This window comes from Allobosea sp. Root483D1, assembly GCF_001429505.1.
In the GTDB taxonomy this organism is placed as follows: Bacteria; Pseudomonadota; Alphaproteobacteria; order Rhizobiales; family Beijerinckiaceae; genus Allobosea.
Window position 1 is genome coordinate 39,561 of sequence record NZ_LMJW01000020.1, and the last position, 13,851, is coordinate 53,411.

11 protein-coding genes and 1 riboswitch are annotated in these 13,851 nt (G+C 67.8%); of the genes, 2 read left to right on the forward strand and 9 right to left on the reverse strand.

What is annotated here, in order from left to right:
* Positions 1-171: 171 nt before the first annotated feature.
* Positions 172-1,182 (forward strand): LacI family DNA-binding transcriptional regulator, encoded by a 1,011-nt coding sequence (locus ASE66_RS18770; protein ID WP_082613642.1) that lies wholly within the window; start codon positions 172-174, stop codon positions 1,180-1,182.
* A gap of 211 nt (positions 1,183-1,393) precedes the next feature.
* On the opposite strand, the gene ASE66_RS18775 is transcribed toward ASE66_RS18770, so the two are convergent.
* The 6 genes from ASE66_RS18775 to ASE66_RS18800 all read right to left on the reverse strand — a co-directional run bounded on the left by ASE66_RS18775 (position 1,394) and on the right by ASE66_RS18800 (position 8,086).
* A complete protein-coding gene (locus tag ASE66_RS18775) occupies positions 1,394-2,398 on the reverse strand; it encodes a DUF6925 family protein (RefSeq protein WP_057191249.1) in 1,005 nt (334 codons plus the stop codon).
* Positions 2,395-3,186 carry an ABC transporter ATP-binding protein gene (locus ASE66_RS18780; RefSeq protein ID WP_057191250.1) on the reverse strand — a complete coding sequence of 264 codons (792 nt, stop codon included), beginning with the start codon at positions 3,184-3,186 and terminating at the stop codon, positions 2,395-2,397. The genes ASE66_RS18775 and ASE66_RS18780 overlap by 4 nt, the downstream gene beginning before the upstream one ends.
* Complete coding sequence (locus tag ASE66_RS18785) at positions 3,186-4,172, reverse strand: FecCD family ABC transporter permease (protein WP_244495016.1); 987 nt, start codon at positions 4,170-4,172, stop codon at positions 3,186-3,188. The genes ASE66_RS18780 and ASE66_RS18785 overlap by 1 nt, the downstream gene beginning before the upstream one ends.
* 35 nt (positions 4,173-4,207) lie before the next feature.
* Complete coding sequence (locus ASE66_RS18790; protein ID WP_057191251.1) at positions 4,208-5,068, reverse strand: ABC transporter substrate-binding protein; 861 nt, start codon at positions 5,066-5,068, stop codon at positions 4,208-4,210.
* The gene (locus tag ASE66_RS18795) at positions 5,065-7,008 is read right to left on the reverse strand and encodes a TonB-dependent receptor plug domain-containing protein (protein WP_244494985.1); all 1,944 of its coding nucleotides are present in this window, start codon (positions 7,006-7,008) and stop codon (positions 5,065-5,067) included. Before ASE66_RS18795 ends, ASE66_RS18790 begins: the two co-directional genes overlap by 4 nt.
* A gap of 122 nt (positions 7,009-7,130) precedes the next feature.
* Positions 7,131-7,331: riboswitch (cobalamin riboswitch) on the reverse strand.
* Positions 7,332-7,381: 50 nt separating this feature from the next.
* Positions 7,382-8,086, reverse strand: a complete 705-nt coding sequence (locus ASE66_RS18800; RefSeq protein WP_244494986.1) for a GntR family transcriptional regulator — start codon at positions 8,084-8,086, stop codon at positions 7,382-7,384.
* A 184-nt stretch (positions 8,087-8,270) separates the two neighbouring features.
* Between ASE66_RS18800 and ASE66_RS18805 the strand changes: the two genes are divergently transcribed.
* Entirely contained in the window at positions 8,271-10,655 is a 2,385-nt protein-coding gene (locus tag ASE66_RS18805) for an AI-2E family transporter (protein WP_082613571.1), read from the forward strand.
* Positions 10,656-10,671: 16 nt separating this feature from the next.
* Here ASE66_RS18805 and ASE66_RS18810 read toward each other — a convergent pair whose 3' ends face one another.
* The 3 genes from ASE66_RS18810 to ASE66_RS18820 all read right to left on the reverse strand — a co-directional run bounded on the left by ASE66_RS18810 (position 10,672) and on the right by ASE66_RS18820 (position 13,331).
* Positions 10,672-11,568 carry a hypothetical protein gene (locus tag ASE66_RS18810; protein ID WP_057191255.1) on the reverse strand — a complete coding sequence of 299 codons (897 nt, stop codon included), beginning with the start codon at positions 11,566-11,568 and terminating at the stop codon, positions 10,672-10,674.
* Positions 11,569-11,685: 117 nt separating this feature from the next.
* Positions 11,686-12,249, reverse strand: coding sequence for an NUDIX hydrolase (locus tag ASE66_RS18815; RefSeq protein ID WP_162262512.1), 564 nt, complete (start codon positions 12,247-12,249; stop codon positions 11,686-11,688).
* A gap of 53 nt (positions 12,250-12,302) precedes the next feature.
* Positions 12,303-13,331 carry a DUF3616 domain-containing protein gene (locus tag ASE66_RS18820; protein ID WP_057191257.1) on the reverse strand — a complete coding sequence of 343 codons (1,029 nt, stop codon included), beginning with the start codon at positions 13,329-13,331 and terminating at the stop codon, positions 12,303-12,305.
* Positions 13,332-13,851 lie beyond the last annotated feature (520 nt).

The window sequence follows — 13,851 nt, forward strand, 5'->3', positions numbered from 1 at the left end:
GGAAGGTACGTTATCGTTATCTCAATTAGGACGTCAAGTCTTGCGATCGCGGTCATTTCGGCCGCCGATCTGATACTGTACGGAGGAGAAACTGAAATAAATCAGCGATAAATGCCGCCAAAGAAGTTACTGGAAAAAGATATCGTTATCGTGAGATAAGGCGATATGGACATGAAGCCGGTCTTGCGCCCGCCCACGATCACCGATGTCGCCGAGGCGGCCGGCGTCTCGCCGATGACCGTCTCGCGGGTGCTCAACGGCCGCGGCGGCGCCGGCGAGGAGACGCGTCGGCGCGTGCTGGAGGCGGCCCGTGCACTGAGCTACCGACCCAACACCTTTGCCAAGAGCCTGAAGAACGACCGCTCGAACACAGTCGGCATCGTGGTGCCTGACATCGTCAACCCGTTCTTCCCCGAGATCATTCGCGGCGCCGAGCTGGTGGCGCGGCCGGCGGGCTACACACTGCTCTCCTGCAATGTGGTTGAGGATCCCGAGCGCGAGGAGGAGGTGCTCGGCATGCTGCTCGACAAGCGCGTCGACGGCCTGATCATCTGCAGTGCCCGCCTCGACGAGGAGCGCCTTCTGCGTGCGATCGCGCCGCACCGGGCGGTGGTGCTGATCAACCGCGCCGCCGCCAAGCGCCATGCCGGCACGATCGAGGTCGATTACCGTGCCGGCGTCGAGGCCGTTGTCATGCAGCTGATCGCGCAGGGCCGAACGCGCTTCGGCTTCGCGGCCGGGCCGTCCTCCTCGCATGGCGGGCGCAAGCGACGCGAAGGGATCGAGGCGGCGCTGGCGCGTCATGGGCTGTCGCTGGTCTTCGATCTGCCCTGCACGCCCGATCTTCAGGGCGGGGCCGAGATCGCGGCCCGTTTCCTGCCCGAGGCGGCGCGGATCGATGCGATGATCTGCTACAACGACCTGATCGCGCTCGGAATGATGCGGCCGCTGGCGCAGGCGGGCGTCAGCGTGCCCGGCGACATCGCCATCGTCGGCTGCGACGACATTCCTGCCTCGAGCCTGGTCTCGCCGGCTCTGACGACGCTGCGGATCGCCAAGCAGGACCTTGGCGAGATGGCGATGCGGATGCTGCTCGACCGCATCGCCGGCCGCAACGCCCAGCAGGGCATCGTCATCGAGCCCGACCTGATCCTGCGGGCGACGACGCCGGCGCTGGGCTGAGCTGGCCAAGGTTCCTATCTGGCGAGAGAACCATCCCGTCTTTCCGGGGCAGGCCGCAGGCCTGAGCCTGGAATCCAGAGCTGATTCCGTCTCCGGAAAAGCGCGTCGCTCGCTGTGCCATCATCACGGCCGGTATCGGTTCTGGGTTCCGGGCTCTTCGCTGCGCGAAGTCCCGGGATGACGACATTGTTCCGCGTAAAATCCGCGTGCTCTAGCCGTGGCCGTAGGCGTCGGCATCTTCGTTAGCCGGCTCCTGACGATCGAAGGCTTCGAACCAACGCGACAGGCCCGGTGGCGGAGCGCCAGCCCGCAATTGCCGAAGCGCGACCCGCAGGGTGTGACGAGCGAATTTGTTTGCCGGCTCGCGAAAGCCCGCAGGATCTGAGCCGGAGCGGGCTGCATCCAGAAGGCTGCGTTTCAGCGCCGTGAGCTCCGGATCGCCGGTAGCGGCGAGGAGCGACTGGAAGCGCTCATGCGCCACGCCATCCCAGGGCCGCGGCCGGGCCATCGCATCTTTCAGCGGATGCGCCGGGACGAGATGGGCGACGGGAATGTACCCGTCCGGGACCGGTTCGGTCGCCGCATGCGAGCGTCCGCTGCGCAGCAATTGCGGCAGGACATGGGTGTGCGGCCCTTCAGGGCTCTTGCCGTCTGCGGGCGGGATCGGCTGGTAGACCTCGCAGCGGCCGGCCCGCGTGATGAAGACGCGGTGCGGTCCCTTCGCGACGATTGCTGCCATCGCCGGGTTGCCGGCCTCGAACAGGCTCTTGCTGGCGACCCCGCGCAAGGTCGCGATCAGTTCGGGATCGCCGGTGCGGATGCAGATGTCGACCTGCAGCGTGCCGAGGCCCATGTCGAACAGGATGCCGGGCCGGTCCTGCGGCCGCAGCGCCGCTTCGTCCGGGCCGAGCTCGGTCAGGACTGTGCGGCGGTTCATCGCGCAGGCCGCCTCCGGCAGGCAGAGCGCGATGCGATGGCTCCAGCCTAGGCCGACCGCGGTCTCCGAGGCGAAGAGCCTGATCTCAGAGAGATCGTCGAAGCCGATGCCGCCGCGATTGGTGACGGCAGCGAGACGATCCGGTCCGTCGCCGAGCGCCACCGGCTCACCGGGATCGCGCACGAACTCGGCGATGGCGCCGAAGGTGCCGAGATTCCACTGCGTCGTCGCCGTCGCCAGTTCCTCGCGGATCAGGCTGGTCACGTCATCTGCCGTCATCGGCCGGGTTCTCCATGGTTCAGGGCCTGCCAGGGCAGGACGAAGTCTTCGCCGTCCCGCTTGCCGCGGGCGACTGCGATGCCGAAGGCGCGGGCGAGGTTGTCGTCATCGAGCACTGCGGCGGGCGGGCCGTCGGCGAGAATCCGACCTTGATCGAGCAGCACGAGCCGGTCGCAGAAGCGCCCGGCAAGCGAGAGATCGTGCAGCACGACGACGATGCCGGTGCCGGCGGCAGCGATCCGCTTGAACAGCGCCATCGCCTCGAGCTGATGGCGCGGGTCGAGCCCGACCAGCGGCTCGTCGGCGAGCAGCATCTCCGCCTCGACCGCCAAAGCCCGCGCCAGCAGCACCCGCATGCGCTCGCCGCCGGAGAGGCTGTCGAGACTGCGCTCGCGGAAAGCGCTCGCATCGGTTGCGGCGAACGCGTTGGTGATCGCGGCGCGGTCGACCTCGGTGAGATCGGCGAAGGGGCGCCGATGTGGCAGGCGGCCGAGTGCGACGACGGCTTCCGCCCGCATCTGCCATTGCACGCTGCCGCCCTGGGCGAGGAAGGCGAGGCGCTGCGCCAGGGTGCGGCGCCCCAGCGTCTTTGCTGGCATGCCGTCATAGAGCACCGTGCCGGCCGCTGGCGGCAGCAGGTCGGCGAGGATGCGCAGCAAGGTGGTCTTGCCGGCGCCATTGGCGCCGATCAGGCCGACGAGTTCGCCGGGGCGCAGCGCCAGGTCGATCCCGGCGAGGATCGGCTTGCCGTCGAAGGCGATCGCGATGCCGTTCGCTTCGATACGCATCACGCCTCCCGCCGCAGGCGCTGGATCAGGCTGAACAGGAAGGGCGCGCCGATCAAAGCGGTGACGACGCCGAGCTTGAGCTCGGGCCGAATCGGCATCAGCCGCAGCATCGTGTCGGCGGCGAGCAGCAGGATCGCACCGCCAAAGCCGCTGACCAGCAGGAGCCGGCCCGGCCGGTGACCGACCAGCGGCCGCAGGAGATGCGGCACGACGAGGCCGACGAAGCCGATCGCGCCGGTGACGGCGACGGCACTGCCGACGGCGAGCGCCGCGCCGCCGATCAAGCGCACCCGCAGCCAGGTCAGGTCGAAGCCGAGGCTACGCGCCGTGTCCTCGCCGAGGGTGAGGCCGTCGAGCGCCGGCGCGCTGGAGAGAAGCAAGGCCCAGCCGATCAGCATCAGCGGCAGCACCAGCCAGACATGGATCAGGCTGCGATCGGCGAGCGAGCCCATCAGCCAGAACACGATCTCCAGAGCCGCATAGGGGTTGGGCGCGAGGTTGAGCGCCAGCGAGGTCATCGCCCCCGCAAAACTGTTGATCGCGACGCCGGCGAGGATCAGCGTCATCGTGCCGGCACCGCGGCCATTGAGCCCGAAGAGCAGGAGGACGGCGAGCAGCGCCCCGGCGATGCCGCCGAGCGGCAAAGCGAGCGCGAAGGCGCCGGCGAAACCGGAATAGAACACGGTGACGGCACCGAAGGCGGCGGCGCTGGAGATGCCGACGATGCCGGGCTCTGCCAGCGGGTTGCGCAGCAGGCCCTGCATCGCCGCGCCGGCGAGGCCGAGGCTGAAGCCGACGAGAGCACCGAGGATGGCGCGCGGCAGGCGCAATTCGACGAGCACGAGCGCAGGCAGGCTCCGTCGGCCGGCGATCCAGTCACTGAGCGCGACGAAGATATCGAGCCGAGCATAGCCGACCGCGAGCGACAGCACGGTCATGGCGAGCGTGGCGGCAGACAGGAGGGCGACGAGGCGCCAATAGGACATCCTGTCGGATGCGGATGATGGCATGGCCGCGGTGCTCATGGTCGGCTTCCGGTCGGCGTCGGCGCTGCCGCATCGAGCAGCAATTCGATCGCGTCGATCACCGCCGGACCGGCGCAGGTCCAGAGCTTCGACGGCAAGGCGATGAGCTTCAGCCGATCGCCGAGCCGGGCAAGGATGGGATGATGCAGTATCTCGTGCGCGAGCGAGGGCGGGCCGTCGGGCGTGGTGTTGAGGATCAGGATGTCGGCCTTTCCTAGCGCTACGGTCTCGAGCGCGATCTGGCCGTAATTGTCGATGCCGAGCTCGGCGGCGAGGTTGATCAGGCCCGCCGCCGTCAGGATCTCGTCGACGAGCGAGCCGCGCCCGGTAGTGAAGCCGTTCGGGCGCAGCACGATCGCGCGCGGATGGGTAGGGCGAGGGCGGTCCGCCAGCTCGGCGAGCCGCGCGTCGATCCCGGCGATCAACGCCTCGCCGCGCTCTGGTTCGCCGAGCAACTTCGCCATGTCGCGGATCTGCTGGCGCATCTCGGCGAGATTGCGCGGCACGCCGAATTCTTTGACCGGCGCGCCGACGCGCTTCAGGAGCGCGACGGTGCTTCGTGTGGTGAAGGCACCGGCGATGACGAGGTCGGGCTTCAGTGCCAGCACCTGCTCGACCAGGCCGTGATTGGCCGGAATCGTGCGGGCGAGCTCGGCCATGTTGGCGTTGCGCGAGTCCTGCGACAGCCAAGTCACGGAGGCGATGTGCTCCGGTGCTGCAAGGCGCAGCACCAGCTCGTCGGTGCACATGTTGAGCGAGACGATGCGCTGCGGCCGGGCAGGCACGTCGTCCGCGCGGGCGAGGCTGCCGGACGCCGCCAGCCAGAGGCCGAGCGCGAGGGCGGCCAGTCGCCTCACAGGCTCATCCTGATCCCGCCGACGGCGCTGAGGCCCGGTACCAGGAAGCCGACCGGGTTCTCGTAGCGCTTGTCGAACAGGTTATCGACGCGGCCGAACACGGTGAACCGCTCGTCGACCTTGTAGTCGGCGGCGAGGTTGACGATGGCGGCGCCCGGCGCGCGCATCCGCGAGATCGAGAAGTCGCGGTTTCCGTCCATGCGCTCACCGACATAGATCAGCGTCGCGGACAGGGTCAGCTTCTCGATCGGCATCCAGCTCGCGGTGACGCTGAGCTTGTGACGCGGCCGGCGCAGCAGTTCCTGGCGCGCAGTCTCATCCTTGGCGAGGGTGAAGGTGTAGTCGGCCCGGACCTTGAATTGCGGCGTCAACTCCAGCGCGGCGAAGGCCTCGACCCCCTTGGTCGTGGCGCGCCCGATATTGGCGTAGGAGGTGCGCGTGGCGTTGGTCAGGATCAGGTTGTCGATGTCGTTCTGGAACCAGGTCGCGCCGAAGTTGACCTGCCCGTTCAGCAGCGGCTGCTCGAAGCCGACATCCCAGCCGCGGCTCTCCTCCGGCTTCAGATCGGGGTTGCCGTAGAAGTTGAAGGCCGGGCGTGAGTCGCTGAAGCGCTCGCTCAGCGTCGGCGCCTTGAAGCCGGTGCCGTAGCTCGCCTTCAGCTTGGTTTCGGTGCCTGGCACGATGAAGACCGGTGCGATGCGATAGGTGGTGTGGCCGCCGAACTTGTCGTCGTGATCGTAGCGGATATTGGCGACGGTGAAGAAGCGGTCGGTCCAGTTCGACTGCAATTCGACGAAGGCGCCCTTGTTGCCGTTCGAGACAGTCTTGGCGGACGTGTCGAAGCGCTCGGTCTCGTATTGCAGGCCCATCACCAGGGTCTGGCCCTTCACGATCTGAAGGTCGCCACGCCAGTCGTATTTGGTGCGTTCGCCCAGGTTCTCGCTGGGCAGCTCTAGGAGGCCGAAGGCGTTCGGCCGGCGGTTGGAACGGTCCTGATTGCTGTAGGAGACGCCGAAGCGGTTGACGAAGCGGCCGTCCAAGGGATTCCAGACGACCTCGCCGCGGGTGAAGGCCTGGCGGTAGTTCTGGCTGGAGCGGAAGGAGTCCGGCCGGCTCGGGAAGCCGGAATCGCCGGTGAACAGCAATTGCCCGTCGATGTAGCGGCCGACCCAGTTGACGCTCAGCGTATCGGTCAGCTTGGCGCCGAGGCGGGCGGAATAACTCCAGTTGTCATAGGAGTTCGGATTGCGCCGCCGGCCGGCGGGCACGAGCTCCGGGGGCGTCACCGGTGTCGCATCCGCACGGAAATGGCTGATGCCGAAGGCATAGTCGAAGCGGTCGTCGCCGCCGCTGACGCCGATGCTCTGGTTGAAGGTGCCATGCGAGCCGGCCTCGACCGAGCCCGTCACCTTGGGCGGGCCTTCGCCGCGCTTGCTGGTGATCGAGATGACGCCCCCGAGCGCATTGGCGCCGTAGAGGCCGCTCTGCGGGCCGCGCAGCACCTCGATCCGCTCGATGTCGGTGGTCAGCATCTGGCCGAAATCGAAGGAGCGGTTCGGCGTCGAGGGATCGTTCACCTCGATGCCGTCGATCAGCACCTTGACGTGGTTCGAGTTGGTGCCGCGCATGAAGACCGAGGTCAGCCCGCCCGGGCCGTTGGTCTGGACGAGGTTAAGGCCAGGCACGGCGGCGAGCGCCTGCGGCAGGGTGCGGCGCTGCTGGCGCTCGATCTCCTTGGAGGTGATGACGGTGACCGAGCTCGCGATCTCCCTGGCCGGCGTCGGAACGCCGGTCGGGCTGACGACGAGTTCGTCGAGCGCGATCGGCTTTTCGCCCGATTGCGCCAGTGCGGCGAGCGGCGTCAGCATGGTCGAGATTGCGAGCAGGGAAAGGGCAAAGGGTAAACGCCCGCTCCTGGCGGGGTTGGACAAGCGGATCACGGTAAAACCTCGGCGGTAACGTCAGTGGCACGTCACCGCGAACGAGATAGTCCGCTCCGCTCCCGAAAAAAGGGCGCGCAAAGGCCTATCACCCATCAGCGGACCCCCGGCCGATGTGTTCGCGTGTGACCACGGCTGACGGCAGGTCTCCTGGCTCGCGGGTCACCGCCTTTCGCCGCCTTCCCAGGGCCGAGGTCCCAGTGGCGTATGGCGAAAGGCTCGCCGCTTACAGTTGCGGGGGCAGCCGCAGCATGAGGTGGACGAGCCACCCGCACTGCGTTCCCTTTTGATCCCGTGAGGGAACCGTCGCGTTCACGAGTAGGGCGGAAATGCGGCAGCGTCAATTCGCCTGCCGTCTTGGCGACAAGGCCGGTTACTCGGCCGCCTTGAGCGATCGTTTCCGTGGCGCCTTCGCGGCCGGCGCCTCCGCGTAAGGCGCAAGAATCGCCATGATGTCGCGTCCGCGCGGCTTGGCTTCCGCCACCAGCGCGCGCTTCGCCACCGAATCGAGATGGTGGTGCATCAGGCTCGTGACTTTTCCGACGTCGCCGGTCGCGAGGGCGTCGATCAGCAGGCGGTGCTCGTTGATGCCGCATTCCGAGGAGTGCGGCCGACTGTAGAGCGACAGGATCAGGCAGCAGCGATAGGAAAGCTCACTGACATAGCGGATGAGGATCGGGCTCTCCGTCATCTCAGCGAGCAGAATGTGGAACTCGGTCGCGAGCCGGATCGAGACCGCGTCGGGGCCGCCACGCGCTGTGTCCTCGGCATCGACATGGGCGCGCAGGGTCGAAAGCTGCGCCTTGCTCAGCCGACCGGCGAGCTGGCGCATGACGAGGCGCTCCAGCTCGATGCGGATGTCGAAGGTGTCGCGCGCCTCCTGCCAGCTCGGCGTCGCCACCACGGCAGTGCGGTTGCGGCGTAGTTCGACCAGACCCTCGGCGGCGAGCTGGGCAAGCGCATGGCGTGCCAGGGTGCGGCTGACGCCGAAGCGTTCGCCGAGCGCGTCCTCAGGCAAGGTCGCGCCGGGTTCAAGCGCTCGCTCGATGATCGCGCGGCGCAGCGCCCGGCAGATCATCCCCGCTTTGTCCGATGCGCCGCTTCCGGCCTCTTCCCGCGCCATCGTAGACACCAATGGTTGAACTTCCTTCGTCTTAGCGTCTGCGCCTTGCAGTTCGCAATGCGGATTGGGGCGCAGGCGGAACCGGACAGTCCCTCTCACGTTCTTAGGGCGACCCAATAGGGGCCGGGGGGCTTCGCGCATGACGACGACACCGGCTCCAAGCCGAAGAGCGGTCCAGCCGGAGGCGGGCGGCATCAGCGCGGGCGACCTGGGGGGCGCCGACATCGTCAGGGTAGCGGCGGCACTCGTCTCAGCGGCAGTGATCATAGCGGCGCTCTATTACGGCCAGGACATCCTGATCCCGCTCGCCTTCGCCTTCCTGATCGGCTTCGCGCTCAATCCCCCGGTGGTGTGGCTGCGCCGGCGCGGGCTGCCCAAGGTGATCGCGATCGTGGCGGTGATGACCGTCGTGCTCGTCCTGCTCGCCAGCCTCTTCCTCGTGCTGGGAACGCAGCTCCGTTCGCTCGGCGAGCAACTGCCGACCTATCAATCGACCATCCACAGCAAGCTCGACGACCTCAAGGCGCAGTTCAAGGCGCCCGGAATGCTCGATAGCGCATTGAACGCGATCACCTCGCTTCAGAAGGAGGTGGAGGCGGTGCAGGGCGCGGAGGCGCAGCGGGTCGAGGTCGTGGCGGCGCCGGGCACCCAGCTGCAGGTCGCGCTGGTCTGGCTCGGCCGTGTGCTCGGACCGCTGGCGACGGCCGGCATCATTCTCGTCTTCGTGGTGCTGGCGCTGCTCGACCGGACCGACCTGCGCGACCGGCTGCTGCGCATCCTCGGGGGCAACCTGCACCGCTCGACCGATGCGATCGAGGATGCCGGCCGGCGGATCAGCCGCTACCTCCTCATGCAGCTCGTGGTGAACACCACCTTCGCCATACCGCTGGCGCTCGGCCTGTGGCTGATCGGCGTGCCCGGCGCTTTGCTCTGGGGCGTGGTCGCGGCTGTCTTGCGCTTCGTGCCCTATGTAGGCGCGCTGATCTCGGCGGTCTTCCCGCTGGCGCTCGCCTTCGCGGTCGATCCCGGCTGGCACATGGTGCTGTGGACGCTCGCGCTGATCGCGGGGCTCGAGTTCATCAGCAACAACATCGTCGAGCCGATGCTCTATGGCACCAGCACCGGGCTCTCGGCGATCTCGCTGATCGCCGCCGCGACCTTCTGGACCGCGCTTTGGGGCCCGGTCGGCCTGATCCTGTCGACGCCGCTGACGGTCTGCCTGCTGGTCCTCGGCAAGACGCTGCCGCAATTGCAGTTCCTCGACACCCTGCTCGGCTCGGTGCCGGTGCTCAGTCCGACGGAACGCATCTACCAGCGCCTGCTCGCCGGCGATGTCGACGAAGCCATCGAGATCGCCGAAAGCGAGATCGAGACGCTCGCAGTGGTGCCCTTTTATGACGCCGTCGGCATCGCGGTCTTACGCCTCGCCAGCGATGACTACGGTCGCCAGGCAACCGCAGCCCACCGGCTGCGCGTCGCCGAGGGGATGGAGGCTCTGCTTGAGGAACTGCGCGATGAGCATCCTGTCGCGGCTCCGGTGGTCCCGGGGCCACAAGTTGTCTGCATCGGCGGCAAATGGGAGATCGACGCGATCGCAGCGGAGATGCTCGCGCATGCGCTCTCTCTGGAAGGGATCGCCGCGCAAACCCGTCGGGTCGTCCATGTCACGGCGAGCTCGGTCGGAAGGCTCGACCTGGATGGCGTGCCTGTCGTCTGCATCAACTATTTCAGCGGGGAGCCAAACAGCGCCGCGCGTCAGTTCTGTCGGCGATTGCGGCAGCGCTGGCCGGAACTCAAGATCGTTCTTGTCCTCTGGACTGTTCCGGCCGAGGCGCTGGCGAGCGACGCTTTCAAGGAGATCGGCGCCGACGAGATCGCGACCTCGATCGCGGAAGTCATCGGTCGGGCCCAGCGTATGCTGCCCGAGGTAGCGGGCGAACCGACGGGGGCGGAGGCGCCTGCCAATGACGATGAGCGCGTCGAAGCGCTCCACGGGACCGACTTTCTCGCCGCAAGCCTGCGTGACGATCTCGATGCGATCGCCAAGCGGGCGGCCGACGCCTTCGATGTCGACGTGGCGATGATCTCGGCGATCGACGCCGACCAGGAAATCGTCATCGGTCGCAGCAAGGAGCTTTCCGGTTTCGGCCGGGACGAGGCCGGCCGGCCGATCCTGCCGCGCCAAGCGGCGATCTGCGACTATGTCGTGGCGAGCGGCGAGACGCTGGTCGTCGCCGATACCGAGCGTGATGCGCGCTTCACCGACAATCCCGTCGCCAAGACCTGGGGCCTGCGCTTCTATGCCGGCGCGCCGCTGCGCTCGGCCGATGGCTTCGTCCTCGGAGCGCTCTGCATCCTCGATGCGGACGCGCGCACGCTCGACGAGCGCGAGCGCGAGCTGCTGGAGAAGCTTGCGGCCGACGTCGTCGAGACGATCAGCCGGAAAGAAGTCGATCGCAGCTCGCAGCAAGCGGAGACCGAGACCGAAGCGAGTGCGACGGTCGGGCAGCCGGTCCCGGAGTGATGCTGCGCGGCGTCGCTCAGAAACTGTAGGCCGCCTTCACCTTCAGTACGTGCTGGCTGAAATTGGTGACGTCGAGATCGCCGGGCACACCCTTGGCCTTGCCGGCGACCTGGATGTTGTAGGCGGCCGAGATGGCGAGCTGCTTGCTCGCCTGCCAGAAGATGCCGGGGCCGGCGAAGGTGGCGTAGCCGGCTTCCTTGCCGAAGCCGAGATCGTTGTGGCGGCGCTGATGGCGGACTTCGCCGCTGAGATAGAGCCCGTCGATCAACTGCCAGGCGAGCGAGCCGCCGACCGTGAAGGTCGAGGAACGCAGATAGGGGCTCGGGCCCGTCCAGGTCAGGTCTTGCGAGAGGTTGAGCGCGGCGTAGAGCTTGCCGGGGATCAGCGTCTTGTCGGCGAAGAGGCGGATGCCGGTGTTGTAGGTGGTGAAATTGCCGGCGCCGGTCGGGTCGGTGCGGTTGAAGCTGGGATCGACGACGATGGTCAGGCCGATGCCGTGCAGGTCGCGCCCGAGCAGGCGGTATTTCATCTCGACGCCGGCGCCGGCGCTGCGGCTGTCCGCCTTGGTGTCGGCGATGGTCGCGTCGGTGTAGCCTCCGAGCAGATAGGGGCCGATCTCAAAGCAGGGGAAGCGGCCGTAGGAGCCCTGGAGCTGCAGGCCATGCGCCGCCTGGCGGCCGTCGCGGACACCGAAGCCGCCGCCATAGGTCAGGCTCGCGCCGAAGGAGCCGACCTCAGCGACATCCGAGCCGGTGGTGAAGCCGAAGGCGTCGGTCGGGATGCCCTCGCTCTCGGTGCAGGCCGAGAGCACAGGCGGTGCAACCGACGCGCCCTTGCGGGAGGGAAGATCGGCAGCCAGCGCCGGCGAGAGCAGGCCCGAGACGGCGAGGGCGACGGCGGCGTGCTTGAGCATGACTGGCGATCCTGTTGGCGAATCCACCCTACGCAAATGCGAATGAGTCGCAATATGGAATGTTCGATCGCGGGATCATATCGTTACAATGTTGCAGGCGGGCAACAGCGGGTCAGCTCAACCTTGAGAACTCAGGGTCTGCAGCCGTGCGAACGCCACCGGCGCGATCTCGGCCAGCGTCACGATCGGCTTCCAGGCGGCGGCGTGGACTTCCTCCTCCTGGGCAGTCAGCAGCAAGGTGGGGTCGGCAATGAAGAGATATTGCAGGTCATGATGGATATGCGGCGGTTCGTTCCGGCGCGGACTGCCCGGCACCTCGTGGCTGCCGATGGCGAAGGGCAGATCGCTACCGCGATGCCAGGGGTGCAGCGCGGAACCGGCAACGCCGGTCTCCTCCACCGCCTCGCGCAGCGCCGATTCATGGAAGGTGGCGGCCGGCTCGTAATGGCCGCCGGGCTGGAGCCAGCGGCCAATCACGACATGGTCGATCAGCAGGATCCGGGCATGGTCGGGCGAGAGCACGAAGGCGCTGGTGGTGGCATGGCCCGGCATGGTTTCGCGCCGGTCGAGCGCATGGCGCTCGGCGATCTGCCAGCGCAGCAGCGCAAGGCGCTCGCGCGGGCCGGCGACCTCGGTGAGGTAGCGGGAGACCGTGGAATCGAGGCGGTCGAGGAAGCTCATGGCCCAGCGCATCGCATGCCTGATGGTGGCTGGGAAGACCGCCGGCGGCTCAATCAGCGCAGCTTCAGCCGGAACTCCTCGAACTCGCCGTTCTTCACCCCGTCATAGCCGACGAGGACGCGCAGCTCGTCGCGCTCCTGCGCCAGCACGGTGAGCGCCTCCGCCTTGGCGTTCTTGCGCACCCGCAGCTCGCCGAGCTCGCGAGCGGCGGCGGGTTCGGCGGGATCGAGCAGCAGGATCGCATAGGGCACGTCCTGATCCTGCGCCGGGCCGACGAGGACGAGCAGGCGGCCATCGGCGAGCGGAGCGAGGTCGCGCACGCCGCGCTGGGCGCCGGCGCGGAAGGCAAGGAGCTGCGGCTTTCCCGTCGCCGGCTCGCTGCCCGGCTTGAACAATTCGGCGACACTGCCGCCGACCAGGAAGGCGCGGCCATCGAGCGAGGGCGCACGCAGGCCGAGCCAGAGCCGGTCGCCGACCACGGCGAGGCCTTCTATGTTGAGCCCGTTGCTCTCGGCGTCGAGCGGCTTGCCGAGATAGGGCGCGATCTCGCCGGCTGCGCCGAGAAGATCCGAGACACGCCAGCTCAGCTCGGGGGCGCCGGCCTGGCCGCCGGCGGATGGGATGCGCGCCAGCAGGAAGGAAGAGGGGCGATACTCGCCGCCATGGCGCGAGCAACCATGCGAGCTGACGACATAGAAGCTGCGGTCGGCATAAGCGACGCCCTCGCCGTCGAACTCGCCGAAGCCGCCCGGCTTGGGGCAGCCGATCGTCGGCTGGCGTCCGCTCGCGGCAGGGGCGGTGTCGCCGACGAGCGGCAGGCTGCGCTCGGGCCGGATCGTCGTCTGCGTCAGCGTCGCGAACTGGGCCGCCTTGCTCTCGTCGTTGATCACGAGGCAGCGATACTCGCCGCCGGCAGGCGCGCGGCAGGCAATGCCGCTGATGTCCTTGGCGGCCTTGCCCTTCTTGCCGGCGAAATCCGAGGTCGCCTCGATCTTGCGTTCGGGATTCAGTGGTTCGGCGCGGGCGGGGGCGGCGGCGAGCAAAGCGAGGGCGCAAAGGGTGGGCAGGATCGAAAGCCGCATGGCCTTGCTCCGATGGAAAGAGGCGAGATAGGTGGCGTTGTGGCAAGTTGCAAAGGCAAGGCGCCAATTCTTGCGCCGGGCAAGGGCGTCCTGTTGCAGGAACCTGATATCCCCGCCACGGAAAGGGGTCGTCTCCCAGTCGCGTCATGCTCGGGCTTGTCCCGAGCATCTCAGGCCGGAGGAGGCTCCAGTCGGCGCCTACTGGTCCTGAGATTCCCGGGTCTACGCTGCGCTTCGCCCGAGAATGACGCATGAGCATCCCCGCCCGCAGGCTCATCCTGCGGGCGTTATCGCAATCGAGGGGCAGCGGAGCGCCGCGAGGCGCAGTTTGGTATTCCGCTTCCATTGAGCCAGGAAGCGGCGCGAAGGGATTGAGCCACCCTCCGCACNNNNTGTCGCGCCGGCTGACGCCGGCGCGGTCTAGCGAGCTCCTCGCGCAGGGGCCGTAGTACCCCCAGGTCGGTTCCCGAAGCCTCCCGGGAGCGAGGCGCAACCCTCGCCCGCAGGCGCCGCACCCACC

Bases quoted from the DNA above. Each gene is read 5' to 3' on its own strand.
- ASE66_RS18770 (WP_082613642.1), top strand. From the start codon at position 172: ATGAAGCCGGTCTTGCGCCCGCCCACGATCACCGATGTCGCCGAGGCG.
- ASE66_RS18775 (WP_057191249.1), bottom strand. From the start codon at position 2,398: ATGACGGCAGATGACGTGACCAGCCTGATCCGCGAGGAACTGGCGACG.
- ASE66_RS18780 (WP_057191250.1), bottom strand. From the start codon at position 3,186: ATGCGTATCGAAGCGAACGGCATCGCGATCGCCTTCGACGGCAAGCCG.
- ASE66_RS18785 (WP_244495016.1), bottom strand. From the start codon at position 4,172: ATGTCCTATTGGCGCCTCGTCGCCCTCCTGTCTGCCGCCACGCTCGCC.
- ASE66_RS18800 (WP_244494986.1), bottom strand. From the start codon at position 8,086: ATGATCTGCCGGGCGCTGCGCCGCGCGATCATCGAGCGAGCGCTTGAA.
- ASE66_RS18805 (WP_082613571.1), top strand. From the start codon at position 8,271: ATGACGACGACACCGGCTCCAAGCCGAAGAGCGGTCCAGCCGGAGGCG.
- ASE66_RS18810 (WP_057191255.1), bottom strand. From the start codon at position 11,568: ATGCTCAAGCACGCCGCCGTCGCCCTCGCCGTCTCGGGCCTGCTCTCG.
- ASE66_RS18815 (WP_162262512.1), bottom strand. From the start codon at position 12,249: ATGAGCTTCCTCGACCGCCTCGATTCCACGGTCTCCCGCTACCTCACC.
- ASE66_RS18820 (WP_057191257.1), bottom strand. From the start codon at position 13,331: ATGCGGCTTTCGATCCTGCCCACCCTTTGCGCCCTCGCTTTGCTCGCC.